This is a genomic window from Streptosporangium sp. DT93 (genome assembly GCF_049844535.1).
Taxonomy (GTDB): domain Bacteria; phylum Actinomycetota; class Actinomycetes; order Streptosporangiales; family Streptosporangiaceae; genus Streptosporangium.
Map to the genome: position 1 here is coordinate 100,045 of NZ_JBNCLF010000019.1, position 25,077 is coordinate 125,121.

A 25,077-nucleotide genomic window follows, 5' to 3' on the forward strand; every position below is an offset into this window, starting at 1 on the left:
TCCGGCCGCCCCCGCGAACGAGGTCCCGTCCCAGGAGGCGTCTAGGAGGCGGAGGCCTGGGCCGGAGCGGACTGCCCGGCCGAGAGTGTCTGCCGCATCGGCCTGCCGACGGTGCGCGCCGTGGTCATGTCAGGCATCTCCGGTACGTCCACCGGGTTGATCCGGCCACCGTGCTCGTCGTGGTGGTCGGCGTCGGCGTCGTCGAACCACACGCCGCCGTCGGCGAGGTAGCGGAAGCGGATGGGCTTCCGGGCGGGAACGACGACGCTCACCTGGTAGGCACCGTTCTCCCTGCGCTCCATGGGGTGGGCGTAGGGGTCCCAGTCGTTGAAGTCGCCGACCAGCGAGACACCGCCATGGCCCGGATTCTCCGTTATCGTGAAAGTCAGCTTGACCTGGCCGTTCTTGGTCGGCTTACCGCGCTTGATCACTGAAATCCTCCTGACATCACTGTCTCTGTACGTCATGCGCCGTGATCTCGGTTGCGGAAAGCGTGAAGATCACGCCAACTACCGGATCGCGTCGACAGAGACGTGACGCGATCAGGAGGCCGACGCCCGGTCACGGCCGAGCCGTCGATCCATATGGTTCGTTACCGCCCATAGCGGCCGGACAACCCGGGCACACCGATTTTTGAGCGGCATCACGTCCGACCTTGACCGGGCCATGACGGCCGGCCGGTCCACGGTCGCCCGCCGGGGCCGTACCCGCGGGCCGGGCCCGCACCCGGGGGTCCGTGACGGCCGCGCGTCGGCCAGGATTGCAGGGTGCAGCAGATACGGCCGATCTCCCCGTCCTCGCTGGTGGAGGAACTCGCCGACCGGGTGGCCGCGGAACCCCGCGACTCCTGGGTGCGCGTCGCGCTCGACGGCGCCCCGGCGGCGCGGCCGGAGGACCTCGCCGACGCGCTCACCGGCCCGCTCAGGACGCGCGGGCGGGAGGTGCTCCGCGTCTCCGTCTCCGACTTCCTGCGCCCGGCCTCGCTCCGTTTCGAGTACGGCCGCACCGACCCCGACTCCTTCTACACCGACTGGTTCGACCACGGAGGGCTGGTCCGCGAGGTCCTGGGTCCGCTGGAGCCCGGCCGGTCGGGGAAGGTGCTGCCCACGCTCTGGGACCGTGTCACCGACCGCGCCACCCGCGCGCCCTACGTCACGCTGCCGAGGGGAGGGGTGCTGCTGCTGGACGGCCCCCTGCTGCTGGGCCGGGGGCTGCCGTTCGAGCTGACCGTGCACCTGCGGCTCTCACCGGCCGCGCTCGCCCGGCGGACCCCCGACGACCAGCGCTGGACGCTGCCCGCCTACGCCCGCTACGAGGAGGAGGCCCTGCCGGCGGAGGTGGCAGACGTGGTCGTCCGGGTCGACGATCCGCGTCATCCCGCCCTGGTCACTCCGGCCTGACCCGCTCCCGACCGGCAGGGAGCGCGACGGCCGCAGGGACACGACGGCGGTGCGAACGTGAGGGCGGGGCGGAACGTGAGGGCGGGGCGGACACCGCGGCGGCACGGACATGAGGACGGGGCGCGTCCTTCGACGCGCCCCGCCGCCCGATCATCCGGTGGTGCCGCTAGACACCTGCCCGCGAGGGCATCCTGCCCTCCGAGTAGGAACTGCGGAGCGGCTCCTGCTCGGACGGGTGCGCCTCGTCGCGGACCTCCTCCATGCGCAGTGCGACGCCCATCGCGAAGAAGGTGGGCGCCCACTCGCCGATGAAGATCCCCCATCGGTCCGCGCGGTCGACACCCGCCTTCTCCGACGCATGCGACGTCGCCCAGATCGCGATCGACACGCCGACCGAGGCGATACCGGCGATGTACATCGCGCCGGACTTCACGCCCATCTTGTGAAGCATTTTGATCATTTTGTCCCCCCGATGATGGTTCGTTCTTATGGTTACCCCCTGAAGTGATGGATAACCGAATGTCACGAACCGCAGGTGGGCGCTTCACGGAAGAAGGGCGCCGCGGCCCGGATCACTCCTCGTTCAGGCGTTTGAGCAGGTCCTCACGCCTGGCGTCGAGGGAGGCGATGAGATTCTCCTGCTCGTCCGCCTGGTTGATCATCATGGATCGCTCGGTGGGGTCGGTGGGGCCGACGTCCCCGACCTGGCGGCGCATGTCGGCGACCTCGGTACGCATTCTCTCCAGATCCGCCTCGACCTGTCGCAACTCTTCCTGAAGGCTCATCCGCTCCCCATACCCCTGCTTCCGGCCTCGACTCCACGCCGGCGCCTCCGGGGTCCGACATCGCCGGGAACCCGGGAACCTATGAACGCGGGAACGCGGGAACCCGGGAACGCGGAACGGCCCCGGGGTCACGTGACCCCGGGGCCGTTCACGCGGGGGAGAGGGCGTGGCCGGTCATCGTGCCTCCGGCCCGCCCGCGCCCCCGTCGTGCGGGGCGCCGCCGCGACGTCAGTCGTCGTCCTGGTCGTTGAGGTCGTCCTGGTCGTCCTGCTCGTTCACGTCGTCGTCCTGGCCGCTCGCCTGCTCGGCCTTGTCCTCGGCCTCGTCGGCGGCCCGCTCGGCGGCGGTGCTGGTCTCCTGGTCCTGCTCCAGGATCGCGCCGCTGGTGGCGTCGATGTCGAACTCGTGCTCGACGTCCCCCTGGAGAAGCTCGACCTCCCAGGTGGTCGGGGTCTCCCCGCCGTCGAACTGGGCCTTGACGAGCTTGGCGCCGGGCACCTTGTCCTGGGCGATCTTGACGGCCGCGTCCCGCTTGATCTTGGCCTCGGCCTCGCCGGGCTGCGGAGTGGTGGGGGCGGTCTCGGTGCCGGGGGTCGTGTTCACCGGGGCGGGGGAGGTCGCCGTACCGCTCGGAGCCGGGGTGGGCGTCGCGGTTCCGGCGAAGGCCACCGCGCCGCCTCCGGCGACGACGGCGAGAAGTCCGGCGCTGGCAATGGTGATTTTCGTCGTGTTTCGCATGTCCATCACTGTGCCGGTGTTCCCGTTAGCGCCACGCTGCGGCAACCCTAAAGGCAGGTTAAGACGGTCCCGGCGCGTGTGCGGGCCGGGTCGGGGCAATGCGGGCGCGGGGTGAACCCGGGACGCCGCCGCTGCGTACCTGCCGGTGAAAGCGACCCTGGAACCGGCGGCGCGAGCCGGGCGGGGCGGCGCTCCCGGGCCCGGGCAGGGCGCGAGCCGTCGTCGTGCCCTCACGCCGCCGGCGACCGGACCCGCGCGCTGGAAGGATTGGGATGGACGACATCACGGCCTCCGCCGGCACCCTTCGGCTCCGAGGCGAGGACTCGTGCCCGTCGTGGTGCGAGCGCGAGCACCGCACCACCTACATCACCCACGCGGCCGACATCGCGGAGGTGCGCAACCCGGACGGATCGACGGTCACGGTCACGCTCTCCCAGCATGTCCAGCCGGGGTACGTGGGAGAACGGGTGGTGCGGGTCTACACCTGCCTCGGGGAGGAGACCTGCATCGCCGACCTGTCGGCGGACTCGGCCGAATCCGTCGGCAGGTCGATCGTGGCCTTCTCCCCCGAGGGGCCCGTGCGCGCCTACGGGCGGGCCCTCCAGCGGGCCGCGGCGCACCTGCTGGTCCCCGGCCTGAAGGTGTCCCGGCGGGACGAGGGGACGGCGCCGAGGAGGGCCGGCCGCGACAGGACCGCGTCACCCTCGCAGGAGAAGCTCTTCCGGATCGCGTTCCTGTCCGGCTATCTCAACATGGCGAGGACCCCGGAACCGCTGAACGGGGGAGTGGTCGAGCGCCGTCTCAGCCAGGTGCTCTCGCCGCGGGAGACGAGCGAACTCTGCGACATCGTGCGGGGCATGCTCTCCCGGCGCACCGCCGCGGGCCGGGGCGTTCCCGTCCACGAGACCGGTGAGCGTGGGAGGGCGGGGGAGCGTGGGAGGGCCGGGAAGGTCGGCGACGCGTGCGACGCGTGGGACGCGTACGACCTCGCGTCGGGCCAGTGACCCGAGGGACTTGCCGGCGGCGGCTCTACCGAAGGGGAATGTGTCCTGGAACGATAATTCGACGGGACATACGCGCCTGTCCGCAAGTGCAGAGGCATATTCGGGTACATATAGCAGGACAATTCCACTATTAACGTGGAAAGGTATGGCATTGTAGAACGGTGAAGCAGGGAGCCGAGAAGGCCGGGCGTACCGCCGAGGACAGTGGCACGCGGAGCGGGATCCTCACCACCTCTGGCGGTGGTGGTCCCACCATCCTGCGCATCCTACTCGGTTCCCAGTTGCGCAGGCTGCGCCTCGCCAAGGACATCACCCGCGAGCAGGCCGGTTACGCCATCCGCGCCTCCCACGCCAAGATCAGCCGCCTGGAGCTCGGGCGGGTCGGCTTCAAGGAGCGCGACGTCGCCGACCTGCTGACGATGTACGGGGTGACCGACCCCGCGGAGAGGGACCCGCTGCTCGCCCTGGCCCGCCAGGCCAACGCCCCCGGCTGGTGGCACCAGTACGGCGACCTGCTCCCGAACTGGTTCGAGGTCTACGTGGGTCTCGAGGAGGCCGCCTCGATCGTGCGCACCTACGAGGTGCAGTTCATCCCCGGCCTGCTGCAGAGCCCGCAGTACGCGCGGGCCGTCATCATGCTCGTGCACGGCGGCGCCTCCACGGAGGAGGTCGACCGTCGCGTCTCGCTCCGGCTCGCCCGCCAGGAGCGCCTGACCAGGCCGGACGCGCCGACACTGTGGGCCGTGATGGACGAGGCCGTGCTGCGGCGGCCCATCGGCGGGCCCGAGGTGCTGCGCGCGCAGATCGACCACCTGCTCGAGGTCGTCGAGCTGCCCAACGTCAAACTGCAGATCATGCCGTTCGAGCACGGCGGTCACGCCGCGGCCGGCGGCCCCTTCTCCATCCTGCGCTTCCCCGAGCGGGACCTGCCCGACGTGGTCTACATGGAGCAGCTCACCAGCGCCCTCTACCTGGACAAGCGCGACGAGACCGACCACTACATGCGGGTCATGGACCGGTTGTGCGTCCAGGCGTACTCCCTCTCCGACAGCAAGCGTTTCCTGCGCGCGCTCCGCGACGAGCTCGCGGGCTGAGGCGGTCCGCGACGCCCGCGGGAACGATCGGGCGGGGCGGTGAACCCGGCGGGGCCGGTGGGCGTATCTGAAGGATGTTGACACATTCGTGCCGGACCGGTGTCGCCGGGAACATGCGCGTGGTCGCCACCGTGGTCCTCGCCCTCTCCTTCTCCCTCGCCTGCAGCGCCGAGCGGCCCGCCGCCGCTCCCGCGCCCGTCGCGGCCGGCAACGCCGCCCCTGCGGGGCCGTCGCTCACCGTGGAGCAGCTCGCCGGCAAGGTCGGCTGCAAGCCCACGATCCAGGTCGACGCGGTCGACATCCGGACGGGGGCCTGCAAGACCGCCGCGGGCAGGTTCTTCATCAGCACCTTCGTCACCCAGTCGGGCAAGGACCAGTGGATGGACCAGGCGCCGGAGTACAACCCCCACCTGGTCGGGGACCTGTGGACCGTGCTCGGCGCGCGGAAGGTCCTGGACGAGCTGCGGGTGGAACTCGGGGGCGACCTGCACCTGACCGACCATCGGGTGAGCTCCACCCCGGCGCCGCCCGCCGGGTGAACCCCGTTCCGGTGTGACCCGCGGGGGAACGGTGGCCCCGGCCTCGTCAGGGCCCCGCAGAACCCTCGCCGGGACCTGTCGCCAGGGCTTCTCGCCCTCCCGGGCTCCCTGGGAGGGCGGAATATCCCTTAATGAAATGGATACGGCATTGCCTGGTGATTCGGCGATCCGTAGCATCCGTCCCATGTCCATCACACGTGAGTTCGCCTACGCCACACCCTCGCGTCCCACCGACGCCGAGTGCGTGTGGTACCGATCCAAAGGCGACCTCTACGACCTGATCCGCACGGGCAGCGACGGGGACTTCCGCTACCACGCCTTCCACGCCCGCGACGGCCGCTACCTGCAGGCCTTCGCCTCGTGGGAGGACGGCCTGGAATGGATCCGGGAGCGCGTCGAGGACGAGTGAGGCGGACACCGGCCCGCCCCGGAGGACCGGGGGCGTGTGACGCGAGGAAGGGCCTGGGTCCGGACGGAGGAAGGGCGCCGGTCCGGACGGAGGAAGGGCGCCGGCCCGACGTCCGCCGCACGGGGTGAGAGCGCGGAACGCCGATCCCGCATGACCGATTAGAGATACCCTGCCGGACGTGCGGCGATTGATCACTTCCCGAGGGGTACGGCTCGCGTTCGCGTTCGGCGCGGCGGCGACGGTGGTCGTCGCGGTTGTCGCGGTCGTCACGCGTCTCCGCCGGAGCCCGGCACGCCGGGTCCCCCTCCGTCACCACGACCCGGCCGCCGAGCCGTCCTCCCCGGTCAGTACCGGCTCGCCGTCTCCCGCCCGTGCCGGGTCGCCGTCCCCGGCCCGCGCCCAGACCCCGGCGGAGGCCGGGAGCGGGCCCGTCCCGCCGTGGCCCCCGGTCCCGGTCCTCGGCGTTCCCACCGCCGAGGAGCTCAGGCGCTACGACGCCGGCCCCTCCGCCTTCCGCTCCGCCGTCGAGGGCTTCTTCACCCGAACCCGACCCCCGCGAGAGCCGCTGGACGAGGCCACCCTGCGGCGGCTGCGCCGCTGGGGCGCCGCCGGGCTCGCGTTCCTCCTCCTGCTGGGCGGCGTGCAGGCCCTTGAGGCCGCGGTCTTCTCCCCGGGGGCCTCGATCGAGAGCTCTCAGCTGTACGAGGACGGGTCGTGCTCCGCGGGCGTGCGGGTGGACCCTCCCGCCTTCACCGTCTGTATGGACGAGTCGGAGGCCGGCGCCTTCACGGACCCCCTTCCGGTCCCGGATCCGGTGACGCCGGAGGTGTTCCCGGAGATGTCCGAGCCGGCCCCGCCGGAGCCGGCCCCCGGGCCGTCCGCCGACGCGGACTGCCGTCCCGTCACCGCCGCCCCCCGCGTACGGCCGGTCGATCCGAGGGTGACGCGGGCGGTGAACCGGCAGTGGCGGCGGATCGAGAGGTGGCTGGCGGCCAACGCCCCCGAGAGCCGTCGCACGCTCGGCGAGCCCGGAAGGGCCGGGACGATCGCGGTGGCGGAGGCGCAGACGGGCCTGCGGTTCCCCGACTCCCTGCGCGCCTCGCTGCTGAGACACGACGGGTCCTTCTCCTCGGGGGACACCTGGGCGTTCGGCTTCCAGGGGGACGCGAACCTGAGCGTCCGGGGGATCCGGGACACGTGGCGGATGCTGTGCGGGATCGACGCGCGGGACGAGAGCGAGACGGACTCGCCCGGTCCACGGTCGGAGTGGTGGGACGGGCGGATGATCCCCATCAGCGCCGACGGGCTGGGCAACCATCTCGTGATCGACTCGGTGGAACGCGACGTCGGGCAGACCGACCACGAGGGAATCATGGACTTCACCGTCGGGGGCACGCGGATCCGCTCGTACCACGCCCTGCTGAAGGCCACCGCGGACGCCCTGGAGACGGGCGGCTCCGTCGGTTACATGAGGCCCGTGGTGGTCGGCGGCAAGCTCGAGTGGGAGGTCGACGAGCTGTCGCCGTTCGCGAACCCGGACGTGTCCGGCGCCTCCTGACGCGACCCGGGCCGGTCGTCACACCCCCGTCCTCGCGTGAACGGGCGGCGATCCCGGCTCGTAGGCGTAGAGCCAGGCGGTGGACCTCTCGTAGAAGTGGCGGAAGAAGATCGGCATGATCAGGTCGTTGACGCGGCGGCCGATCGGTCCCGCCGTCTTGGCGTCGCGGTTGGCGCTCGCGGCCCTGACCATCTTCCCCACGCGGTCGCGGCGGTCGCGGTCGTAGCCGGCCAGCGCGTCCGGGATGCCGGGGACGCCGGGGGCGGCGGCCAGGTGCCGGGCGAGCACCACGGCGTCCTCGATCGCCATGGACGCGCCCTGGCCCGCGCCGACCGGATGCGCCGCGTCCCCGAGGAGCACGACGCGCTCGCCGTGTCTGACCGGCACCTCGGCCAGCGTGTGCGTCAGGGTCGGGCGGTGCAGCCGGGTCGTGGCCCGCAGGATCGCCGAGGGCACCTCCTCGGAGCGGTAGAGCCCTCCCAGGCGCCGGAGCCACCGTTCCTCGTCCACGCCGGAGAGGTCGGGCTCGCCGGGGCGGGCGACCTGCGCCGACCACCACACCGAGCCGCCGGGGGCCGGTAGGTAGACGAACGCCCCGTTGCGGGCGAAGACCATGTTGAACGTGCCCTCCGCCACGCGGGCGTCCGCGGGGACGTCGTCGGCGATCCCCGAGACGCCGTAGAGCCCGGCGTAGACGGGGGAGGGGGCTCCGGCGTCCAGCACGGTCCTGGTCGCCGACCACAGGCCGTCGGCGCCCACGAGCAGGTCGGCGGTGTCCGTACGGCCGGTGCCGAACACGGCGCGCACCCCGTCCCCGGTGCGCGCGGCGTCGACGAGCCGCTCGCCGGTGACGACGGTCGCGCCCGCCCGCAGCGCGTGCTCGCGCAGCGTCGCGACCAGGTCGGCGCGCATCAGCGTGACCGACCGCATCGGGTCGCCGGACAGGCGGCCCCGGGGCACGTCGCCGAGGAGCCTGCCGGAGGCGGACCACAGGCGCTGCCGCGCGACGTCGAACCCGGCCCGCCGCACCGGCTCCAGGCAGCCGAGCGACTCCAGCGCGCGCAGGCCGTTGACCGCCAGGCTCACGAACGAGCCGACCTGCCCGCCGGGGTCGGCGTGGGCCTCGTACACGGTGACCTCGGCGCCGATCCGCCGGAGCGCGATCGCGCTCACGGCCCCGGCCACCCCGCCGCCCACCACGATGACACGCATGAACCCTCCTTAGTGAATCCTAATTCACCGAATCTATATTCGGCGAACTGAGGTTCAGTATGCTGGCCGTCCAGCGAGGCGTCAAGGAAGAACGGCGAACAGGCGAGTGAGGAGCGAACCGGTCGTGGTCACCCAGAAGGCGGGCGTTCGGAAGATCAAGGCGGCCGAGACCGAGCAGGCGCTCAAACAGGCCGCCCGTCGCCTGTTCGCCGCCGACGGCTACCTGAACACCAAGATCACTGACATCACCCGGGAGGCGGGACGCGCCACCGGCTCCTTCTACGACCACTTCTCCGGCAAGGAGGACCTGCTCCAGGCGCTGGTACGGGACATGGACGACCAGGCCGACACCGAGATCGAGGCGCGCGCCCACCCGCGCGACCACGACCTGACCGACCGCGACCAGCTCCGCGCCCACCTCGGCGTCGCCTGGACGGTGATGCGCGACCACCTGCCGGTCGTGCTCGCGCTCATGCAGTCGGCGATGGCCGAGCCGCCCGGGGGCGGCCGCGCCTGGCGGAACCTGACGACCGAGACCGCCGTCCTGCGCGACCACCTGGAGTACGCCAGGGAGCAGGGCCGCGACCTGCCCGGCGACCCCGCGGTCGTCGCCGCGGCCATGGGCGCGATGATCTCCATGTTCGGGTACGCGATGCTCACCTCCGGCGAGCACGGCCCGGACCTCACCGACGACGAGATCGTCGAGACCCTGACCTCCCTGCTGCTCCACGGTCTCGCCGGGCCCGCCGCCCCGGCCGGGGGGCGGGGGGAATAGGGGTGAGCGCGCCCGAGAGTGACGCGGGGTATTCGTGAAGAACGCTTTCACTGTACGTGGTCATTGCGTAACGTTCTGCGTGTCGAGGGCCCCCGAGGGCGGCCGACTCGTCGATCCGCCGAGCGTGACCACCTCCCGCTCCGCCGCGCGTCCCGGTGCCCGCGCCGGGGCGTCCGCGAGCGGGCCGGGGCAGAACGGGAAGGACAGCGCATGCCCCCCTTCGAGCTCCCCGACTTCTACCTGCCGTATCCGGCCAGGCTCAACCCCCACGTGCAGACCGCGCGCGACCACACCCGCGCCTGGGCCCACGACATGGGCATCCTCGACGACGACCTCGGGATCTGGGACGAGGCCAGGCTGGAGGCCATGGACTACGGCCTGCTGTGCGCCTACACCCACCCCGATGCCACCGCCGCCGACCTCGACCTCATCACCGACTGGTACGTCTGGGTGTTCTTCTTCGACGACCACTTCCTGGAGACCTTCAAGCGCAGCGGCGACCTGGCCGGGGCCAGGGAGTACCTCGACCGGCTGGCCGCCTTCATGCCGGTGCACCCCACCGGCACGCCCGGCGAGCCGCGCAACCCGGTGGAGCGCGGCCTGGCCGACCTGTGGGCGCGTACCGTCCCGGCGAGGTCCGACGGCTGGCGCGCCCGGTTCGCCGAGAGCACGAGGAACCTGCTCGACGAGTCGCTGTGGGAGCTGGCCAACATCAACGAGGGCCGGGTCGCCAACCCGATCGAGTACGTCGAGATGCGGCGCAAGGTCGGCGGCGCCCCCTGGTCGGCCAACCTGGTCGAGCACGCCGCCGGCGCCGAGGTCCCGGACGCCGTGGCCGCGAGCCGGCCGATGCGCGTGCTGCGCGACACGTTCTCCGACGCGGTGCACCTGCGCAACGACCTGTTCTCCTACGAGCGCGAGGTCGGCGACGAGGGCGAGCTGAGCAACGGCGTGCTGGTCTTCGAGCGCTTCCTGGGCTACGACACCCAGAGGGCCGCCGACGCCGTCAACGACCTGATCACCTCCCGGCTGCACCAGTTCGAGAACACCGCGCTGACCGAGCTGCCCGTCCTGTTCGAGGAGCACGGCCTGGACCTGAGGTCGCGCCTGGACGTGCTGGCCTACGTCAAGGGGCTGCAGGACTGGCAGTCGGGCGGCCACGAGTGGCACCTGCGCTCCAGCCGCTACATGAACGGCGCCTCGCGCGACTCCCCGGCCGCCGCCCCGGCCCTGCTGGGCGGCCCGACCGGCCTGGGCGTCGCGGCGTCGCGGATCAGGCTGGCGCCGGGCCTCACCGGTCCCGGCGGGATCAGGAGTCACCTCCACGTCCCGCTGCGGAAGGTGGAGCCGATGCCGCTGCCGCAGATCTACATGCCGTACACGGCCCGGATGAACCCCCACCTGGACCGCTCGCGCCGCAACGCCGTCGAGTGGGCCCGCGAGATGGGGATGTTCGAGCAGCTTCCCGGCTTCCCGGGGCTGGCGGTGTGGACCGAGCACAAGCTCGTCTCCTACGACTTCGCGATCTGTGCCGGGGCGATCGCCCCGGAGGCGACGGGACCCGAGCTGGACGTGTCGACGTTCTGGCTCACCTGGGGCACCTACGCCGACGACTACGTCCCGGTGGTCTTCGGCTCGCGCCGCGACCTGGCCGGCGCGAAGCTGTTCGACGCGCGGCTGTCGGCGTTCATGCCGCTCGACCTGTCCGCCACCCCGCCGCCCGCCAACCCGGTCGAGCGCGGGCTGGCCGACCTGTGGGTCCGCACCGCCACCCCGATGTCGCGGGACGCGCGGGTCACGTTCCGCCAGGCCGTGCGGGACATGACGGAGAGCTGGCTGTGGGAGCTGGCCAACCAGGCCCAGAACCGGGTCCCCGACCCGGTCGACTACATCGAGATGCGCCGCAGGACGTTCGGCTCCGACCTCACCATGAGCCTGTCCCGGCTGGCGCACGGCCGGGCGGTGCCGCCCGAGGTCTACCGCACCCGGACGATGCGCGCGCTGGACGACTCGGCCGCCGACTACGCCTGCCTGGTCAACGACCTGTGCTCCTACCGCAAGGAGATCGAGTTCGAGGGCGAGCTGCACAACTGCGTGCTGGTCGTGCAGGACTTCCTCGGCTGCGACCAGGCGCGGGCCGTGCACATCGTCAACGACCTGACGACCTCCCGGATGCGGCAGTTCGAGCACATCGTGGCGACCGAGCTCCCGGTCCTGTACGACGATCACGACCTCGACGCCGCCGCCCGCGCGACGCTCGACGGGTACGTGCGGGAGTTGCAGGACTGGATGGCCGGGGTCCTGCTCTGGCATCTGAGGACCCGCCGCTACGACGACTCCGAGCTGCACCACCCGCCCGCACGGGTCCGCCCGGTCGGTCCCGGGGGCCTGGGCACCGCGCTCGCCCACCCCGGGTCGCGGCCCCGCGCCGGGACGGTGCCGGCCCGGCCCCGCTGACGCCGGCCGGGAGGCGGGCGCCCGGCCCCCACGGGCCGGGCGCCCTCGCGCCGCCTGCGGGCTAGCGGGGCCGGTAGGACCGCAGATCGTACCGGCGGGGCCTGGTCCGGGGCGCCGGCCGCTCCGGTTCGGGCTCGGGGCCCGTCCCGGTCTCGTCCTCCTGGCCGGTCCCGGGTTCGGGGGCCGGAGGCTGGTCGGGCTCGGGCTCCTGCTCGGGTTCCGGCTCCGGCTCGGGCTGCCGCTCCGCCCCGCCCGGTTCGGCGACCTCGGGGATCACCGGGGCGGTGACGACCTCCGTGCGGGGCTCCTCGATCGGCTGCCCGGTGGACAGGTCGATGGCCCTGCCGTGGCGGCTGGTCGCGGCGTGCGAGGCGGCGAACAGCAGGAGCACGTTGACCAGCTTCAGGAACAAGAGCATGCCCACCGCGCCCGCGACGACCTGGTACGCCGGATTCGACGAGCTCGCGTTGAAGTATGCCTGCCCCAGGTTCTTGATCAGCTCCAGCCCGATCGTGATGATCAGGGCCGGGCCGATGACCCTGCGGGGGGAGAGGCGCAGCCGGGGGGTGAGCGTCAGCAGCGCCGTCGACAGCAGCAGGTTCACGCCGATGCCGAGGACGAAGGCCGCCGCCGAGAGCGTCCAGCGCGCCGGGGTCGCCTCGGTGCCGACCGTCTCCCCGATCAGCCAGGTCAGCGCGGTCTGGGCGCCGAAGGAGAGGGTCAGCGAGAGCGACAGCAGCAGTCCGAGCATGACCATCACGGCCAGGTCGATCAGCCAGCGCAGGAAGAAGTTGCCCGGGTACTGCACCAGGCCCCAGACGGCCCGGATGGAGGAGCGCATGGAGTCGATCCAGAACAGGCCGGTCAGCGGCAGGCCGAAGGAGGCGATCACCCCGGCCGTGTCCCGCGCGTCGCGCAGCGCCTGCACGTCCAGGCGCGGCAGCGTCTCGCTCAGGTAGTTCTCCACCTGGGAGATCGCCTCCGGCGTGTCCATCACATGACCGATGATCACGAAGCCCAGCAGGGCCAGTGCGAAGGTGGCGTAGAACGCGTGATAGGTCATGCCCGCGGACAGGCGGCCCGCGTCGGTGCGGTCGTAGTGGATCACGGCACGGACGAGGTGGTCGAGCCAGTCGTACCGGTCTCGTAGGTTGTTCCATCCCCTGGTGAGCCGGTCGGTCCACCGGCTTGCCCTCGCGGTGGCCGTCATGAGGCCAGACACTACCCGCAGGAACGTGTTTCACCGCCGCTGACCACCGCGAAAGCGGTCGTGCGGCCCCCGCGGGACCGGGCGGGGGCCGGGGCCGCGATTGCTTAATCCACTATTTGTTGGTAGGAAATAGGTATGTTCGTGACCGTGCACCTGGTCCGGCGCCTGCACCTCGACCTGTGCCGGGTGACCGGCTCGACCTGTCGCTTCTGACCGCGTCCTTCCGGCCGCGGCGCCCGCCTTCCTTTCCGTGTCATGCCGCGCCCCGCTCCCGGAGGCGCGGACCGATGGCCTCCCGGAGTGACAGCCGTGACCTCTTCCGCCCCCGTCTCCCTCTCCCGGGAGCCCGGCTCCCCGGGCCCCCTCTCCCCGGGACCCGAGGCCGGTTCCGTCCGCCCCGAGGGCCCGCGGCCCCGGGAAAGGGCACGGCCCTCCTCACGGCGGGCCCGGCTCACCCGGACGGGCCGGCGGTTCGGCGTGCGAGCGCTGTCGCTGCTCGTCCTGCTCGGGCTCTGGCAGCTCGCCGCGATCGCCACGGACAACCCGTCGTTCGTGCCCACGCCGGGCGCGGTGTGGGACCAGCTCGCCCTGCTGTCCAGCACCCACGACGGGGTACGCGGCTACAGCGGCAGCCTTCTCGTCGAGCACCTGGGGATCAGCCTGCGCCGTATCCTCATCGGCTCGGCGCTCGGGGTGGCGGGCGGGCTCGTGGTGGGCGTCGTGCTCGGGGTCGTGCCGTGGATCCGCTTCGTGGCCGAACCCGTGGTGACCTTCGTCCGGGCCCTCCCGCCGCTGGCGTACTTCAGCCTGCTGATCATCTGGTTCGGCATCGACGAGACCCCCAAGCTGTGGCTGCTCGCCATCGCGGCGCTGCCCCCGGTCGCGGTGGCCACGGCCGCCGCGGTGCACGGCGCCCCGGCGGGCCTGGTGGAGGCGGCCCGCGCGCTGGGCGCGTCCCGGTGGAGCACGATCAAGGACGTGGTGCTGCCCAGCGCCCTGCCGGAGATCTTCACCGGCGTCCGGCTGGCCGTCGGCATCGCGTACTCCTCGGTGGTCGCCGCCGAGACCGTGAACGGCGTGCCGGGCATCGGCGGCATGGTCCGCGACGCCCAGCGCTACCTGCAGACCGACGTCGTGGTGCTCGGGCTGTTCGCCATCGGGATCTCCGGTCTGCTCCTCGACGGCCTGCTGCGCGCCGCCGAGAACCGGCTCATCCCGTGGAGGGGCCGCGTCTGAGTCGTCCCGCTCCGCCGCTCCCTTCCCCTTCCCCTTTCCCGCCGGTCCCCGTACCACCATCCAGCCCAGAAAGAAGCCGATCATGTCACGGCCGCGTCTGTCCCACCTGCTCTCGATCGTCCTGGCCGCCACCACGGCCCTCGCCCTGACCGGATGCGGCGACGGCGCGGCCTCCGCCGGAAGCGGCGGCGGTGGCGACAGGGCGGCCACGACCATCCGCATCGCCTACCAGGCGTTCCCCAGCGGGGACCTCGTCGTGAAGAACAAGGGCTGGCTGGAGAAGGCCCTTCCCGGATACGCCATCACCTGGACGAAGTTCGACTCAGGCGCCAGCATCAACACCGCCTTCGTCGCCGGGAGCGTCGACATCGCGGCCATCGGGTCGAGCCCGGTCGCGCGCGGCCTGTCGGCGCCGCTGAACATCCCCTACCAGGTGGCGTTCGTGCTGGACGTGGCCGGTGACAACGAGGCGCTGGTCGTCAGGAACGACGCCGGGATCTCGGACGTGACCGGCCTGCGCGGCAAGAAGGTCGCCACCTCCTTCGCCTCCACCGCCCACTACAGCCTGCTCGCCGCCCTGGACCAGGCGGGGGTGGCCGAGTCCGAGGTGACAATCGTGGACCTGGAGCCCCAGGACATCCTGGCGTCGTGGACGCGGGGCGACATCGACGCCGCCTACACCTGGCTGCCCACCCTGGAGGAGCTCAAGAAGACCGGCAAGGTGCTCATCGCCAGCCGGGAACTGGCGACCGCGGGCAAGCCCACCCTGGACCTCGGCGTGGTGTCCACCGCGTTCGCCGGCGCGCACCCCGACGCGGTCGACGCCTGGCGCAAGGCCGAGGCCCAGGCGCTCACCCTGATCGCGGACGACCCCGACGCGGCGGCGCAGGCGGTGGGCGCGGAGCTGAACCTGAGCAAGGAGGACGCCACGTCCCAGCTCAGCCAGGGCGTCTTCCTGAAGCCGGCCGACCTGGCCTCGCCCGAATGGCTCGGCACGCCGGGCAAGGTCGGCGGCCTGGCGAAGAACCTGGTCAGCGCGGCCCAGTTCCTCAAGGACCAGCAGAAGATCGACTCCGTGCCCGACCTGGCGACGGTCGAGCGCGCCATCTACAACAAGGGGCTTCCCGGTGTCCTCGGCTCCTGACCTCGCGAGCACCGGCCCTCTCCCCGGCACCGGGGAGGACGCCGCCGTCCGGGTGAGCGACGTCGAACACGTCTACGGCACCGGAAGCGGCGCCGTGACCGCCCTGGGGCCGGTCTCGCTGACCGTCCCCCGGGGGGCGTTCCTCGTGATCGTCGGCGCCTCCGGGTGCGGCAAGAGCACCCTGCTGCGGCTCGTCGCCGGCTTCGAACGGCCCACCTCGGGGACCGTCCGGAGCGGCGGCGCCGAGCCGGTCCCCGGCAGGGGCGCCGGGGTCGTGTTCCAGCAGCCCCGGCTCTTCCCCTGGAAGAGCGTCGGCGGCAACATCGAACTCGCCCTGCGGTACGCGGGCGTGCCCCGCGCGGAGCGCGCCCGCCGGGTGCCGGAACTGCTGGAGCGGGTGGGCCTGCACGACGTGGCGGACCGCCGGATCTGGCAGATCTCCGGGGGACAGCAGCAGCGCGTCGCCATCGCCAGGGCACTGGCGGGCGACGACCCGCTGCTGCTGCTCGACGAGCCGTTCGCCGCCCTGGACGCGCTCACCCGCGAGCGGCTCCAGGAGGACCTGCGGCGGGTGAGCGAGGAGACCGGCCGCACCTGCGTGTTCGTCACCCACAGCGTCGAGGAGGCGGTGTTCCTGGGCAGCCGCGTCGTGGTGCTCAGCCGGCGCCCGGGACGGATCGCGCTCGACCTCGACATCACCCTGCCGCGCACCGGGCCGGGCCCCGACGAGCTGCGGGCCCTTCCCGAGTACGCCGCGTTCCGCGCCACGGTCGGCCAGGCCGTACGCGCCGCCGCCGCATGAGATCCAAAGCCGTACGCGCCGCCGCATGAGATCCAAAGCCGTACGCGCCGCCGCATGAGATCCAAAGCCGTACGCGCCGCCGCCGCATGAGACCACCGTCCGCGAGGAGAGTCCGATGACCGCCCAGACCGTTGCCGCGCCGCCCGCCGGCACCCCCGCCCCACTGACCCTGGACCCGCTCGGGCCGCACTTCGGAGCCCGGGTCGAGGGGCTGGACCTGGCGACGGCCACCGACGGGGAACTGCTCGCGGTCCGCGCCGCTCTCGTCGACCGCAAGGTGCTGTTCTTCTCCGGCCAGGACCTCGACGAGGACTCCCAGGTGGCGCTCGGCCGCCGCATCGGCGAGCTGACCGTCTCCCACCCCGTCATCGAGGGCGTGGACGAGGCCCACCCCGAGATCTACGCCCTCGACAGCGCCGACAACGGCTTCGCCGACGTCTGGCACACCGACGTCACGTTCATGCCCCGCCCGCCGCTCGGGTCGATCCTGCGGGCCGTCGTCCTGCCGCCCACCGGGGGCGACACGAACTGGGCCGACTCCCAGCTCGCCTACGACTCGCTCTCCGCCCCGGTACGGGACCTGGCCGACCGGCTCACCGCGGTGCACGACGGCACCCGGGAGTTCGGCTACTACCTCGCGCAGCGGCGCGGCGGCCGGGGCAACGTCTGGGAGGACGAGGCCGTCACCCGGCTGGAGCCGGTGGAGCACCCCGTCGTGCGCGTCCACCCCGAGACCGGCCGCAGGGGGATCTTCGTCAACCCCGGCTTCACCTCGCACATCGCCGGCGTCTCGGAGGCCGAGAGCCGGGCGATCCTGGACCTGCTCTACGCCCACCTGACCAAGCCCGAGCACATCGTCCGCCACCGCTGGAGCGTCGGCGACGTCGCCATGTGGGACAACCGCAGCACCTCCCACTACGCCAACCGCGACTACGGCACGGCCCGCCGCGTGATGCACCGCATCACGCTGCGCGGGGACCGGCCCTTCGGCCCCGCCGATCCGCCGGGGGCCGCGAGGGGCGCGTGACCGGCGGTTCCGCCTGGCGGGCCGTCCCGGGCCGGCCTCGGCAGGCCCGTCCCGTCGTCAGGCCGTCCCGTCGTTCGGTCGTCCCGCCGCCCGGTCGTCCTGCCGTCTGACGCCGTCCCGGCGCCGGTCCGTCCTCCCGGCCCGCGCGGGGTGGTGCCGGGCGGCCGCGCGCGTAGTAGCGTCCGGGGCATGGAACGGGTGAGCGGGCCCGGATACCGGCTGCGGTTCGGCCCGGACGCGGCCGGGCTGGAGCGGCTGGAGGCGTCGCTGGTCGGCACGGCGTTCGCACCGCACCGCCACGACACGTACGCGATCGGCATCACGCTCAGGGGCGTGCAGACCTTCCGCTACCGGGGCGAGCGGCGCCAGTGCCTGCCCGGCGAGTGGCACGTGCTGCATCCCGACGAGGTCCACGACGGCGCGGCCGGCACCGACGAGGGGTTCGGCTACCGGATCGTCTACCTCGACCCGTCCCTCGTGCGGGAGGCGCTGGAGGGCAGGCCGCTGCCGTTCGTCGCCGACCCCGTGGTCAGGCCCGGCGGGATGCCCGCGTCGCTGACCGCGTGCCTGGCCGACATCGACCGGCCGCTGGAGGAGACCGAACGCCTGGAGTTCACCGTGCTGTTCGCGGACGCGCTGGAGCGGCACTCCGGCGCCGCCGGGGTCAGGCCCGTGAGGCGGCCACCCCTCGCGCTGGGGGCGCTCTCCCGGGTACGGGAGCTGATCGTGGCCGACCCGGCGGTCAGGCACTCGCTCGCGGAGTTCGAGGCCGTCTCGGGCCTGGACCGGTGGACGATCGCGCGTCAGTTCCGCGCCGCGTACGGCACCAGCCCGACCCGTTTCCGCACCATGCGGCAGCTCGACCGGGCGCGGCGGCTGCTGGCGGGCGGGACACCGCCGGGCGACGCCGCGCAGGCCGCCGGGTTCGCCGACCAGAGCCACCTGACCAGGATGTTCAAGAGCGCCTACGGGCTGACCCCCGCCCGCTGGACGGCCGCCCTGGTGGCCGGGCGGTGACGGTCACGGCCCGACGCCCGTCCGCCGTGCTCGTGGCCGGGCGGTGAAGGTCTGACGTCCGTGTTCGTGGCCGGGCGGTGAGGGGGGCGGTCACGGCCCGACGCCCGTCCGTCGTTCCCGTGGCGGGGCGGTGACGGCCGAGGTCAGGGGCGTTCCCGCGTGCGGCGCGTCCTGTCCTCGACGGCGTGGACGACGGCCGCCATGTCGGCGCCGCCGTGCCCCAGCGCGAGCGTCTCCCCGAACAGGGCGTGGCAGACGTCCAGCAGCGGCGAGGCCGTGCCGGACCGCCTGGCCGCCTCGGCGATGAGCCGGTTGTTCTTCAGCACGTCGGCGATCGCCGCCTGGGGGGCGAAGTCCCGCCCGATCAGCTTGCCGAGCTTGATCCTGGAGACGTCGCTGGCCATCTGACCGGAGTCCAGGACCTCCCGGAGCCGTTCGAGGTCGAGGCCGTGCCGGTCGGCGAAGTGGAAGGACTCGGCCAGGCCGGTCACCGTCGTGATCAGGAACACGTTGACCGCGAGCTTCATCAGCAGCCCGCTGGGCACCGGGCCGCAGTCCACGGCCTGGTGGCACATCGGCCCCAGCAGGGGGCGGACCTCCCCGACGGCCGCGGGCTCGCCCGCCAGCATCGCCACGAGCCGCCCGGCCGCCGCGGGCACGCGCGAGCCCGAGACAGGGGCCTCGACGTAGCGGCCCCCGGCGGCCAGGAGATCGGTCTCCAGTCCCGCGGAGTAGGCGGGCGTGGTCGTGCCCATGTGGACGATCGTGCGTCCGGCCACGGTCGCGGCGAACCCGGGGGTGCCGCGCCCGAGAACGGCGTCGATCGCGGCCTCGTCGGCCAGCATCAGGAAGACCAGGCGCGTCCGCTCGAACACCTCGGCCGCGCTCGCCGCCACCGTCGCCCCCGCCTCGCGCAGCGGCTCGCTCCGTTCCACGGTGCGGTTCCACACGACGAGCGGTGTCCCCGCGCGTGCCAGGTTGAGCGCCATGGGCCGCCCCATGAGCCCGAGACCGATGAAGCCGATGTCCATGTTCCCTCCCGTCCGGGGCACCGTTCTAACCCGGGTGGCCCGTGAAGGTCTTGAACGGTTGTGCGGGCCGGCGCGGCCGGGGGCGGGTCGGGGACGGGGCGGTGACGGAGCGCGCGCCGGGGCCGGAAGCGGGGGGACGGGGGCGCGGGCGGAGGAGGAAATCGGCTGGTCGCCGGTGGCCGTCGTCTGCGAGGGTGGCGCGCATGACCGAGGTGACGGACGTGCGCGACGTGGAGACCCTGATCGCGGCCGTGGAGCGGGGCGAGCGCGTCAGGTACCTGATGTTCTGGGGCCACCGGCCGCCGCGCTCCGGTGGCGTCGGGGCCGGGTGCCTGTCGCAGTGGTGGCCGGCGGACCTCACCGTGGACGGGGTCGTCTACCGCACCGCCGAGCACTTCATGATGGCGGGCAAGGCGCGGCTGTTCGGCGACGAGGAGACCGCCGCGGAGATCGTGGCGGCGGAGCATCCGAAGCGGGCCAAGGACCTGGGACGGAAGGTGCGCGGCTTCGACGAGCGGGTCTGGGAGGAGGCCCGCTTCGACCTGGTGGTCCGGGCCAACCTCGCCAAGTTCGGCGGCCACCCGGACCTGCGGGAGTTCCTGCTGGGCACGGGGGAGCGGGTGCTGGTCGAGGCGAGCCCGGTGGACCGGGTCTGGGGGATCGGGCTGGCCGCAGACGACGAGCGGGCCGGGCGCCCCGAGCTGTGGCGCGGGCCGAACCTGCTGGGGTTCGCGCTGATGGAGGTACGGCGGACGCTGAGGCAGGGGTGAAGGGCGGTTCCCGTGCCGTGAAGGTCGTTCTCCATGGCGCGACGGCGGCTCCTCGTGCCGTGACGGCTGTTTCTCGCGCGACCTGACGGCCGCCGGGTCGCTCGCGTCCCTCGGACGCCGGTCGCCGCCCCGGTCACCCGCGTCCGCGGGGGACCGCTGCTCGTCGTTCGGGTCGCCCGTGCCCCTGGAGGGCCGCCGGGCGCGGACCGAGGACGCCGGATGCCGAGGAGGTCACCCGCGTCCGCCGAGGACGCCGGTCGCCAGTCGTGCCAGGCCCGCCGCGATCTGCTCGGGGCCCAGCCCGCGGTCGGCGCGCTGGAAGCCGTACACCTCGGGGGCCAGCGGGGCGAGCAGGGAGTCCGTCAGCGCGTCGGGGTCCGGCACTCCCGCGGCGACGAGCAGTGACCGCACGTGCGCCCGCCAGAAGCCGTACGCGCCGGTCGCGAACCGGGAGCGGCCGGTCTCGGCGCCGAGGACCAGGTGGGCGTGGTCCTCCAGGAGTCGCACCATGGCGGCGTAGAACGCCGACAACCGGGCCGCGGGCGGCGCGCCCGGACCCAGGGGAGGGGCGCCGCGCAGCAGCTTCTCCTGCAGGGTCCGCTCGTGCTCGTCGAGGAGGGCCACGGCGATCGACGCGCGGTCCGGATAGCGCCGGTACAGGGTGCCCCGGCCCACCCCGGCGGCGCGCGCGATGTCCTCCATGGTGACGTTCGGCGCCCCGTCGGCCGCGAACAGGCGCTCCGCCGCCTCCAGGATGCGGGCGCGGTTGCGAGCGGCGTCGGCTCTCTCCATGCCCCGGAGCATATCTGGACGTCATGTCCGCTTATCGCGTATGGTCCTTCAAGTGGACACACTGTCCGCTTAGCCGGAGGGACGACCATGAGCCATCTGCTTCACCTGGACGCCAGCGCCCGCCGGAACTCGATCTCCCGGGACCTCTCGCGGAGATTCGCCGAGACCTGGCGCGCGGCGCATCCGGACGGGCGCCACACCTACCGGGACCTGGCGGCCGATCCCGTACCGCACATCGGCGAGGCGTGGACCGAGCTGTGCGACCACGTGCTGGAACACGGCATCACCGACATCGGCCGCTACCGGGAGGCCGTGCGGACCCCCGCGCAGGAGGAGGCGTGGGCGGTCCTCGCCCCGCTGCTGGACGAGCTGGTGGCCGCCGACGTGGTGCTCATCGGCACGCCGATGTACAACTACTCGGTCCCCTCGGCGCTCAAGGCCTGGCTCGACCAGGTGACCTTCCCCAGGATGTCGCTGGCCGGGCGGCGGTTCGTGGTGACCGGGGCCCGCGGCGGCGCCTACGGCCCCGGCACCCCCCGCGAGCCGGTCGACCACGAGGAGCGCTACCTGCGGGACTTCCTCAAGGGACACTTCGGCGTCGAGGACGTCGTGTTCGTCCACGCGGAGCTGACCAACGCCCTGGTCGACCCGGCCCTGTCGCACCTGCGCGACCGGCAGTCCGCATCACGGGCCACGGCCGAGCTGCGGGTCCTGGAGGAGGCCGCGAGATGAGCCGTCGGCGCCCGGGGGCCGGCCCGTGGATCAGCCTTCGCGGGCGGCGTCGTACTCGGCGCGGGTGATCGCCATGACCCGCACCGGCCGCCCCTGGCCGGGCACCACCGTCTCCCGCTCCTGGCGCATGCCCAGCTTCGTCATCACGCGGGCCGACGCGGAGTGGTCGACGTGGCAGATGCTGACGACCCGATCCAGGCCCGCCTCGGCGAATCCGAAGCGCAGCGCCTCCCGGGCCGCCTCGGTGGCGATGCCCCGCCCCCAGAAACGCCGTCCCAGTCGCCAGCCGATCTCCACGGCAGGCAGCACCTCGGGCAGGAAGGCGGGGATCGCCAGCCCCGTCCAGCCGGCCAGCTCCCCGGTCTCGCGCAGTTCCACGGCGAACAGCCCGAAGCCGCGCTCGTCCCAGCCCTGTTCCATGAACGCGAGCGTGGCCGCCGTCTCCTGCCCGGTGCGGACCGAGCCGTCGCCGATGAAGCGCATGACCTCCGGATCCCCGTCGATCGCCGCCATCGGTTCCAGATCCTCCGCACGCCAGCGACGCAGCACCAGCCGCCCGGTCACCACCTCGACCACGATCGGTCTCCTCTCGGCAGGGGCCCGCCCCCGGTCAGAGGGCGGCGGTGCCGGTCTCGTCGCGACGGGACGGGACGGCGTCCAGGCAACAGCGTACGAAGTCCTGGACGACGGGGTCGGAGTCGTCGGCGGGTGCCCAGGCGACGCCCACCCGGCTGGGGCCGACCCCGCTGAGGGGCCGGTAGACGACGCCGGGGCGCGCGTAGAAGCGGGCGGCGGATTCGGGGGCCAGGGCGATGCCGTACCCGTTGGCGATCGCGCTGAGCCAGTCGTCGGGCAGGTCGGCGACGGCGCCGACACGGACCGGGCGGCCCTCACGCTCGTCGGCGGCCAGCCAGTGGTCACGCCACCGTCCCGATTCGGCCGGTGCCGCCACGAACGGCTCGTCCCACAGCTCCTCGAAGGAGATCAGGTCGCGTGCGGCGAGCGGGTGCGCCGCGGGGAGCGCGATCCAGCGGGGCTCGGTGAACAGCACCTCCACCCGCAGGCTCTCCTGGCCGGGGAAGGGCAGCCGCAGCAGGGCGACGTCGACGTCCCCTCCGGCGAGCCCGGCGGTCGGGTTCGACCACGCGGCCTGCCGCATGTCGGCCCTCCACCCCGGCCGGCGGAGGGTGAACGCCGCGACGATGTGCTGGGTGGCCTCGTTGGCGGCGCTGGCCAGGAAGCCGACCCGCAGCACGCGGGCGACCCGGCTGGTCGTGCTCCTGGTCTCCCGCAGCGCCCGGTCCCAGCCGGCCAGCAGATCCGGTACCCGTTCGGCCAGGGTACGGCCCGGTTCGGTGAGGGCCATCCCGGTCCGTGACCGGGTGAACAGCCGCACCCCGAGCCGGGTCTCCAGCTGCCGGATCTGCTTGGTCAGCGCCGGTTGCGACACGAACAGCCGCCCGGCGGCTGCGGTGAGGTTCCCCTCCTCCGCCACGGCGAGGAAGTACCGCAACAAGCGCGTGTCGACGTCCATGCCATCAGGTTATGGACACGGATATTGGACGCGTTCCCGGCCCTCGACGAGGCTTGACGCGGCGGGCGACGGCCCGCCGCCGTCCACGACCGGCGAGGAGACGCCATGCCCGTTCTGATGATCCGTTACCAGGTGGCCGACGAGGGCGCGGAGGAGGTGGCCGACGCCGTCCGGGCGACCTTCGCGGAGGTGGGGGAGCGGCGGCCGGACGGCATCCGGTACGCCTGCCTGCGCCTCGCCGGCGGCACCGAGTTCGTCGCCCTGCTGGAACTCGACGAGGGCGTCGAGAATCCGCTGCCCGGCATGGAGGCGGCGCGACGGCTGCGGGCGGCGGTGACCAGGTGGGCCGTGGAACCCGGCCCGGTGCCTCGGCCGGTCGAGGTCCTCGGGTCCTACCGGGTCCTCGGCTGAGCCGGGAATGTTCACCGCCTACGTGGTCGTCACCGTCGCCACGATCGTGGCCAACGCCGCGATCGTCGTGGCCGACCTGGCACGGGCCGGGTTCGTCCTGGACAACGGGGCCGAGGTGGGGGTCCCGCCGTCCTGGCTCCCGGCGCTCGCCGCGCTGAAGGCCGCCGGGGCGGCAGGGCTCCTCCTCGGGCTCGTGGGAGTCCGGCCTCTCGGCGTCGCCGCCGCCGCGGGGCTGTGCCTGTTCTTCGCCGGTGCCGTCGCCTTCCATGTCCGCGCCCGGGTGTTCCACAACATCGCCTTTCCCGGGGCTTACCTCGTGCTGGCCGTCGCCTCCCTGGTGCTGGCGGTCACGCGATGAACGCCGGGACCGCGTTCCGGGGTTCCCGGCCGAGACGGGCGACGCGTGCCGTGACGCGTTCCGTGATCCGTGACGCGTTCCTCGGGGCGTCCGCCGCCGGCGGCACGACGTGGCGCGGGGGCGTGTCCGGGTGCCGCGCCTCGGGCGCGGGCCGGTCTCACGGTGTCGCGAAGGCGTCCGCGTGGTCGGCCACCCAGGCGCGGAACGTACGGGCCGGGGCGCCGGTGATCTTCTCCACCGTGCCGGTGGCGGCCCTCGGCGCGGTCACCAGCGCGGCCTGCGCCGCCAGGACACCGTCCACGACCGGGGGCGGCCAGCCCAGGTCGAGCATCCGCCGCCGCGTGGCCCGCGGCGAGATCTCCTCCCAGCGCACCGGGCGGCCGGTCACCTCCCCGATGACGCGTGCCTGCTCGGCCTGGGTCAGGGTCTCGGGCCCGGTCGGCTCGTAGGTCGCGCCGTCGTGCCCGTCGCCCAGGAGGGCGTGCACCGCGACCGCCGCGAGGTCCCGTTCGTGCAGCGGGGGCATGGCGGCCGCGCCGTACGGCTCGCGCACGACCGCCTCGGCGCGGATCTGCCCGGCCCAGCGCAGGGTGTTGGCCGCGAAGGCGTGCGGCCGCAGGACCGTCCACTCCAGCCCGGACCGTTCGATCATCCGCTCGACGCTCCGCTCGTGCTCGCGTACGGCCGCGGAGGACAGGTAGACGACGCGGCGGGCACGCGCGGCGACGGCGTCCAGGAGCGGGGCCGTCCCCTCGGCCGTGGCGAACGGCCACAGGAGGAACACGGCCTCGACCCCGTCCAGGGACGCGCGCAGGGCGCCCCGATCGCCCGGGCCGCCGAGAGCGCCCAGATCGCCGCGTACGACCTCGACGTCGTCCGGCAGGCAGGCCGTCCCCGGGTTCCGGACCAGGGCGCGGACCCCGGCGCCCGCCTCCAGGAGCCCGGCCACGACCTGCCGTCCGACCAGGCCGGTCGCTCCGAGCACCAGGGTCCCGCGTTGCCGCGTCATGTAAGGCTCCCTACGGTCGATCGCTTCGCGTGC

29 protein-coding genes are annotated in these 25,077 nt (G+C 73.1%); 18 read left to right on the plus strand and 11 right to left on the minus strand.

Going from position 1 to position 25,077, the window contains the following annotated elements; translation table 11 throughout:
- Positions 1–41: 41 nt before the first annotated feature.
- Complete coding sequence (locus tag ACLQ2R_RS32035) at positions 42–431, minus strand: isoamylase early set domain-containing protein (RefSeq protein ID WP_425964946.1); 390 nt, start codon at positions 429–431, stop codon at positions 42–44.
- 336 nt (positions 432–767) lie between these two features.
- Between ACLQ2R_RS32035 and ACLQ2R_RS32040 the strand changes: the two genes are divergently transcribed.
- On the plus strand, positions 768–1,400 hold the full coding sequence (locus ACLQ2R_RS32040; RefSeq protein ID WP_425964948.1) for a uridine kinase: 633 nt from the start codon (positions 768–770) through the stop codon (positions 1,398–1,400).
- Between the two features lie 166 nt (positions 1,401–1,566).
- Here ACLQ2R_RS32040 and ACLQ2R_RS32045 read toward each other — a convergent pair whose 3' ends face one another.
- The 3 genes from ACLQ2R_RS32045 to ACLQ2R_RS32055 form a co-directional block, all read right to left on the minus strand.
- A complete protein-coding gene (locus ACLQ2R_RS32045; protein WP_425964950.1) occupies positions 1,567–1,851 on the minus strand; it encodes a hypothetical protein in 285 nt (94 codons plus the stop codon).
- Between the two features lie 121 nt (positions 1,852–1,972).
- Positions 1,973–2,185: a hypothetical protein gene (locus ACLQ2R_RS32050; protein WP_425964951.1), complete on the minus strand. Its 213-nt coding sequence runs from the start codon at positions 2,183–2,185 to the stop codon at positions 1,973–1,975.
- Positions 2,186–2,413: 228 nt separating this feature from the next.
- Entirely contained in the window at positions 2,414–2,923 is a 510-nt protein-coding gene (locus tag ACLQ2R_RS32055) for a PepSY domain-containing protein (RefSeq protein WP_425964953.1), read from the minus strand.
- 272 nt (positions 2,924–3,195) lie between these two features.
- On the opposite strand from ACLQ2R_RS32055, the gene ACLQ2R_RS32060 reads away from it, so the two are divergent.
- The 5 genes from ACLQ2R_RS32060 (at position 3,196) to ACLQ2R_RS32080 (ending at position 7,527) form a co-directional block, all read left to right on the plus strand.
- Positions 3,196–3,927 (plus strand): hypothetical protein, encoded by a 732-nt coding sequence (locus ACLQ2R_RS32060; RefSeq protein ID WP_425964955.1) that lies wholly within the window; start codon positions 3,196–3,198, stop codon positions 3,925–3,927.
- A 221-nt stretch (positions 3,928–4,148) separates the two neighbouring features.
- Complete coding sequence (locus ACLQ2R_RS32065) at positions 4,149–5,021, plus strand: helix-turn-helix domain-containing protein (RefSeq protein ID WP_425965021.1); 873 nt, start codon at positions 4,149–4,151, stop codon at positions 5,019–5,021.
- Positions 5,022–5,095: 74 nt separating this feature from the next.
- The gene (locus tag ACLQ2R_RS32070) at positions 5,096–5,560 is read left to right on the plus strand and encodes a hypothetical protein (RefSeq protein ID WP_425964956.1); all 465 of its coding nucleotides are present in this window, start codon (positions 5,096–5,098) and stop codon (positions 5,558–5,560) included.
- Between the two features lie 184 nt (positions 5,561–5,744).
- Positions 5,745–5,969, plus strand: a complete 225-nt coding sequence (locus ACLQ2R_RS32075) for a hypothetical protein (RefSeq protein ID WP_425964958.1) — start codon at positions 5,745–5,747, stop codon at positions 5,967–5,969.
- 178 nt (positions 5,970–6,147) lie between these two features.
- Positions 6,148–7,527, plus strand: coding sequence for an SMI1/KNR4 family protein (locus ACLQ2R_RS32080; protein ID WP_425964960.1), 1,380 nt, complete (start codon positions 6,148–6,150; stop codon positions 7,525–7,527).
- An 18-nt stretch (positions 7,528–7,545) separates the two neighbouring features.
- On the opposite strand, the gene ACLQ2R_RS32085 is transcribed toward ACLQ2R_RS32080, so the two are convergent.
- Positions 7,546–8,739 carry an FAD-dependent oxidoreductase gene (locus tag ACLQ2R_RS32085; RefSeq protein WP_425964962.1) on the minus strand — a complete coding sequence of 398 codons (1,194 nt, stop codon included), beginning with the start codon at positions 8,737–8,739 and terminating at the stop codon, positions 7,546–7,548.
- A gap of 124 nt (positions 8,740–8,863) precedes the next feature.
- Between ACLQ2R_RS32085 and ACLQ2R_RS32090 the strand changes: the two genes are divergently transcribed.
- On the plus strand, positions 8,864–9,514 hold the full coding sequence (locus ACLQ2R_RS32090; RefSeq protein ID WP_425964964.1) for a TetR/AcrR family transcriptional regulator: 651 nt from the start codon (positions 8,864–8,866) through the stop codon (positions 9,512–9,514).
- 210 nt (positions 9,515–9,724) lie between these two features.
- Entirely contained in the window at positions 9,725–11,971 is a 2,247-nt protein-coding gene (locus ACLQ2R_RS32095; RefSeq protein WP_425964966.1) for a family 2 encapsulin nanocompartment cargo protein terpene cyclase, read from the plus strand.
- 61 nt (positions 11,972–12,032) lie between these two features.
- Here ACLQ2R_RS32095 and ACLQ2R_RS32100 read toward each other — a convergent pair whose 3' ends face one another.
- A complete protein-coding gene (locus ACLQ2R_RS32100; protein ID WP_425964968.1) occupies positions 12,033–13,181 on the minus strand; it encodes a YhjD/YihY/BrkB family envelope integrity protein in 1,149 nt (382 codons plus the stop codon).
- 135 nt (positions 13,182–13,316) lie between these two features.
- Here ACLQ2R_RS32100 and ACLQ2R_RS32105 point away from each other — a divergent pair, with 135 nt between their 5' ends.
- The 6 genes from ACLQ2R_RS32105 to ACLQ2R_RS32130 all read left to right on the plus strand — a co-directional run bounded on the left by ACLQ2R_RS32105 (position 13,317) and on the right by ACLQ2R_RS32130 (position 18,407).
- Positions 13,317–13,394 carry a putative leader peptide gene (locus ACLQ2R_RS32105; RefSeq protein ID WP_386242693.1) on the plus strand — a complete coding sequence of 26 codons (78 nt, stop codon included), beginning with the start codon at positions 13,317–13,319 and terminating at the stop codon, positions 13,392–13,394.
- Between the two features lie 264 nt (positions 13,395–13,658).
- Positions 13,659–14,417 (plus strand): ABC transporter permease, encoded by a 759-nt coding sequence (locus tag ACLQ2R_RS32110; RefSeq protein ID WP_425964970.1) that lies wholly within the window; start codon positions 13,659–13,661, stop codon positions 14,415–14,417.
- Between the two features lie 82 nt (positions 14,418–14,499).
- On the plus strand, positions 14,500–15,561 hold the full coding sequence (locus tag ACLQ2R_RS32115; RefSeq protein WP_425964972.1) for an ABC transporter substrate-binding protein: 1,062 nt from the start codon (positions 14,500–14,502) through the stop codon (positions 15,559–15,561).
- Entirely contained in the window at positions 15,545–16,363 is an 819-nt protein-coding gene (locus ACLQ2R_RS32120; RefSeq protein WP_425964974.1) for an ABC transporter ATP-binding protein, read from the plus strand. Before ACLQ2R_RS32115 ends, ACLQ2R_RS32120 begins: the two co-directional genes overlap by 17 nt.
- Positions 16,364–16,478: 115 nt before the next feature.
- Positions 16,479–17,390, plus strand: a complete 912-nt coding sequence (locus ACLQ2R_RS32125) for a TauD/TfdA dioxygenase family protein (RefSeq protein ID WP_425964976.1) — start codon at positions 16,479–16,481, stop codon at positions 17,388–17,390.
- Positions 17,391–17,579: 189 nt separating this feature from the next.
- Positions 17,580–18,407 carry an AraC family transcriptional regulator gene (locus ACLQ2R_RS32130; RefSeq protein ID WP_425964978.1) on the plus strand — a complete coding sequence of 276 codons (828 nt, stop codon included), beginning with the start codon at positions 17,580–17,582 and terminating at the stop codon, positions 18,405–18,407.
- A 143-nt stretch (positions 18,408–18,550) separates the two neighbouring features.
- Here the strand turns inward: ACLQ2R_RS32130 and ACLQ2R_RS32135 are convergent, their stop codons facing one another.
- Positions 18,551–19,438 carry an NAD(P)-dependent oxidoreductase gene (locus tag ACLQ2R_RS32135; RefSeq protein WP_425964980.1) on the minus strand — a complete coding sequence of 296 codons (888 nt, stop codon included), beginning with the start codon at positions 19,436–19,438 and terminating at the stop codon, positions 18,551–18,553.
- A 203-nt stretch (positions 19,439–19,641) separates the two neighbouring features.
- Here ACLQ2R_RS32135 and ACLQ2R_RS32140 point away from each other — a divergent pair, with 203 nt between their 5' ends.
- Complete coding sequence (locus ACLQ2R_RS32140; protein ID WP_425964982.1) at positions 19,642–20,208, plus strand: NADAR family protein; 567 nt, start codon at positions 19,642–19,644, stop codon at positions 20,206–20,208.
- A gap of 231 nt (positions 20,209–20,439) precedes the next feature.
- Here ACLQ2R_RS32140 and ACLQ2R_RS32145 read toward each other — a convergent pair whose 3' ends face one another.
- Positions 20,440–21,000 (minus strand): TetR/AcrR family transcriptional regulator, encoded by a 561-nt coding sequence (locus ACLQ2R_RS32145; RefSeq protein ID WP_425964984.1) that lies wholly within the window; start codon positions 20,998–21,000, stop codon positions 20,440–20,442.
- Positions 21,001–21,087: 87 nt separating this feature from the next.
- On the opposite strand from ACLQ2R_RS32145, the gene ACLQ2R_RS32150 reads away from it, so the two are divergent.
- Positions 21,088–21,732 (plus strand): FMN-dependent NADH-azoreductase, encoded by a 645-nt coding sequence (locus ACLQ2R_RS32150; RefSeq protein WP_425964986.1) that lies wholly within the window; start codon positions 21,088–21,090, stop codon positions 21,730–21,732.
- A 30-nt stretch (positions 21,733–21,762) separates the two neighbouring features.
- Here the strand turns inward: ACLQ2R_RS32150 and ACLQ2R_RS32155 are convergent, their stop codons facing one another.
- Together ACLQ2R_RS32155 and ACLQ2R_RS32160 are read right to left on the minus strand one after the other, a co-directional pair.
- Entirely contained in the window at positions 21,763–22,308 is a 546-nt protein-coding gene (locus tag ACLQ2R_RS32155) for a GNAT family N-acetyltransferase (RefSeq protein ID WP_425964988.1), read from the minus strand.
- Between the two features lie 34 nt (positions 22,309–22,342).
- Positions 22,343–23,266, minus strand: coding sequence for a LysR family transcriptional regulator (locus ACLQ2R_RS32160; RefSeq protein ID WP_425964990.1), 924 nt, complete (start codon positions 23,264–23,266; stop codon positions 22,343–22,345).
- Between the two features lie 105 nt (positions 23,267–23,371).
- On the opposite strand from ACLQ2R_RS32160, the gene ACLQ2R_RS32165 reads away from it, so the two are divergent.
- The gene (locus ACLQ2R_RS32165; RefSeq protein ID WP_425964992.1) at positions 23,372–23,677 is read left to right on the plus strand and encodes a hypothetical protein; all 306 of its coding nucleotides are present in this window, start codon (positions 23,372–23,374) and stop codon (positions 23,675–23,677) included.
- Positions 23,678–23,684: 7 nt separating this feature from the next.
- Positions 23,685–24,035, plus strand: a complete 351-nt coding sequence (locus ACLQ2R_RS32170) for a DoxX family protein (RefSeq protein ID WP_425964994.1) — start codon at positions 23,685–23,687, stop codon at positions 24,033–24,035.
- 157 nt (positions 24,036–24,192) lie between these two features.
- Here ACLQ2R_RS32170 and ACLQ2R_RS32175 read toward each other — a convergent pair whose 3' ends face one another.
- Positions 24,193–25,044, minus strand: a complete 852-nt coding sequence (locus ACLQ2R_RS32175) for an NmrA family NAD(P)-binding protein (protein ID WP_425964996.1) — start codon at positions 25,042–25,044, stop codon at positions 24,193–24,195.
- Positions 25,045–25,077 lie beyond the last annotated feature (33 nt).

Excerpts from the sequence above, each read along its gene's own strand:
- ACLQ2R_RS32045 (WP_425964950.1), bottom strand. The coding sequence starts at position 1,851 with ATGCTTCACAAGATGGGCGTGAAGTCCGGCGCGATGTACATCGCCGGT.
- ACLQ2R_RS32050 (WP_425964951.1), bottom strand. The coding sequence starts at position 2,185 with ATGAGCCTTCAGGAAGAGTTGCGACAGGTCGAGGCGGATCTGGAGAGA.
- ACLQ2R_RS32055 (WP_425964953.1), bottom strand. The coding sequence starts at position 2,923 with ATGCGAAACACGACGAAAATCACCATTGCCAGCGCCGGACTTCTCGCC.
- ACLQ2R_RS32060 (WP_425964955.1), top strand. The coding sequence starts at position 3,196 with ATGGACGACATCACGGCCTCCGCCGGCACCCTTCGGCTCCGAGGCGAG.
- ACLQ2R_RS32070 (WP_425964956.1), top strand. The coding sequence starts at position 5,096 with ATGTTGACACATTCGTGCCGGACCGGTGTCGCCGGGAACATGCGCGTG.
- ACLQ2R_RS32075 (WP_425964958.1), top strand. The coding sequence starts at position 5,745 with ATGTCCATCACACGTGAGTTCGCCTACGCCACACCCTCGCGTCCCACC.
- ACLQ2R_RS32085 (WP_425964962.1), bottom strand. The coding sequence starts at position 8,739 with ATGCGTGTCATCGTGGTGGGCGGCGGGGTGGCCGGGGCCGTGAGCGCG.
- ACLQ2R_RS32095 (WP_425964966.1), top strand. The coding sequence starts at position 9,725 with ATGCCCCCCTTCGAGCTCCCCGACTTCTACCTGCCGTATCCGGCCAGG.
- ACLQ2R_RS32100 (WP_425964968.1), bottom strand. The coding sequence starts at position 13,181 with ATGACGGCCACCGCGAGGGCAAGCCGGTGGACCGACCGGCTCACCAGG.
- ACLQ2R_RS32105 (WP_386242693.1), top strand. The coding sequence starts at position 13,317 with ATGTTCGTGACCGTGCACCTGGTCCGGCGCCTGCACCTCGACCTGTGC.
- ACLQ2R_RS32115 (WP_425964972.1), top strand. The coding sequence starts at position 14,500 with ATGTCACGGCCGCGTCTGTCCCACCTGCTCTCGATCGTCCTGGCCGCC.
- ACLQ2R_RS32125 (WP_425964976.1), top strand. The coding sequence starts at position 16,479 with ATGACCGCCCAGACCGTTGCCGCGCCGCCCGCCGGCACCCCCGCCCCA.
- ACLQ2R_RS32130 (WP_425964978.1), top strand. The coding sequence starts at position 17,580 with ATGGAACGGGTGAGCGGGCCCGGATACCGGCTGCGGTTCGGCCCGGAC.
- ACLQ2R_RS32135 (WP_425964980.1), bottom strand. The coding sequence starts at position 19,438 with ATGGACATCGGCTTCATCGGTCTCGGGCTCATGGGGCGGCCCATGGCG.
- ACLQ2R_RS32140 (WP_425964982.1), top strand. The coding sequence starts at position 19,642 with ATGACCGAGGTGACGGACGTGCGCGACGTGGAGACCCTGATCGCGGCC.
- ACLQ2R_RS32145 (WP_425964984.1), bottom strand. The coding sequence starts at position 21,000 with ATGGAGAGAGCCGACGCCGCTCGCAACCGCGCCCGCATCCTGGAGGCG.
- ACLQ2R_RS32150 (WP_425964986.1), top strand. The coding sequence starts at position 21,088 with ATGAGCCATCTGCTTCACCTGGACGCCAGCGCCCGCCGGAACTCGATC.
- ACLQ2R_RS32160 (WP_425964990.1), bottom strand. The coding sequence starts at position 23,266 with ATGGACGTCGACACGCGCTTGTTGCGGTACTTCCTCGCCGTGGCGGAG.
- ACLQ2R_RS32165 (WP_425964992.1), top strand. The coding sequence starts at position 23,372 with ATGCCCGTTCTGATGATCCGTTACCAGGTGGCCGACGAGGGCGCGGAG.
- ACLQ2R_RS32170 (WP_425964994.1), top strand. The coding sequence starts at position 23,685 with ATGTTCACCGCCTACGTGGTCGTCACCGTCGCCACGATCGTGGCCAAC.
- ACLQ2R_RS32175 (WP_425964996.1), bottom strand. The coding sequence starts at position 25,044 with ATGACGCGGCAACGCGGGACCCTGGTGCTCGGAGCGACCGGCCTGGTC.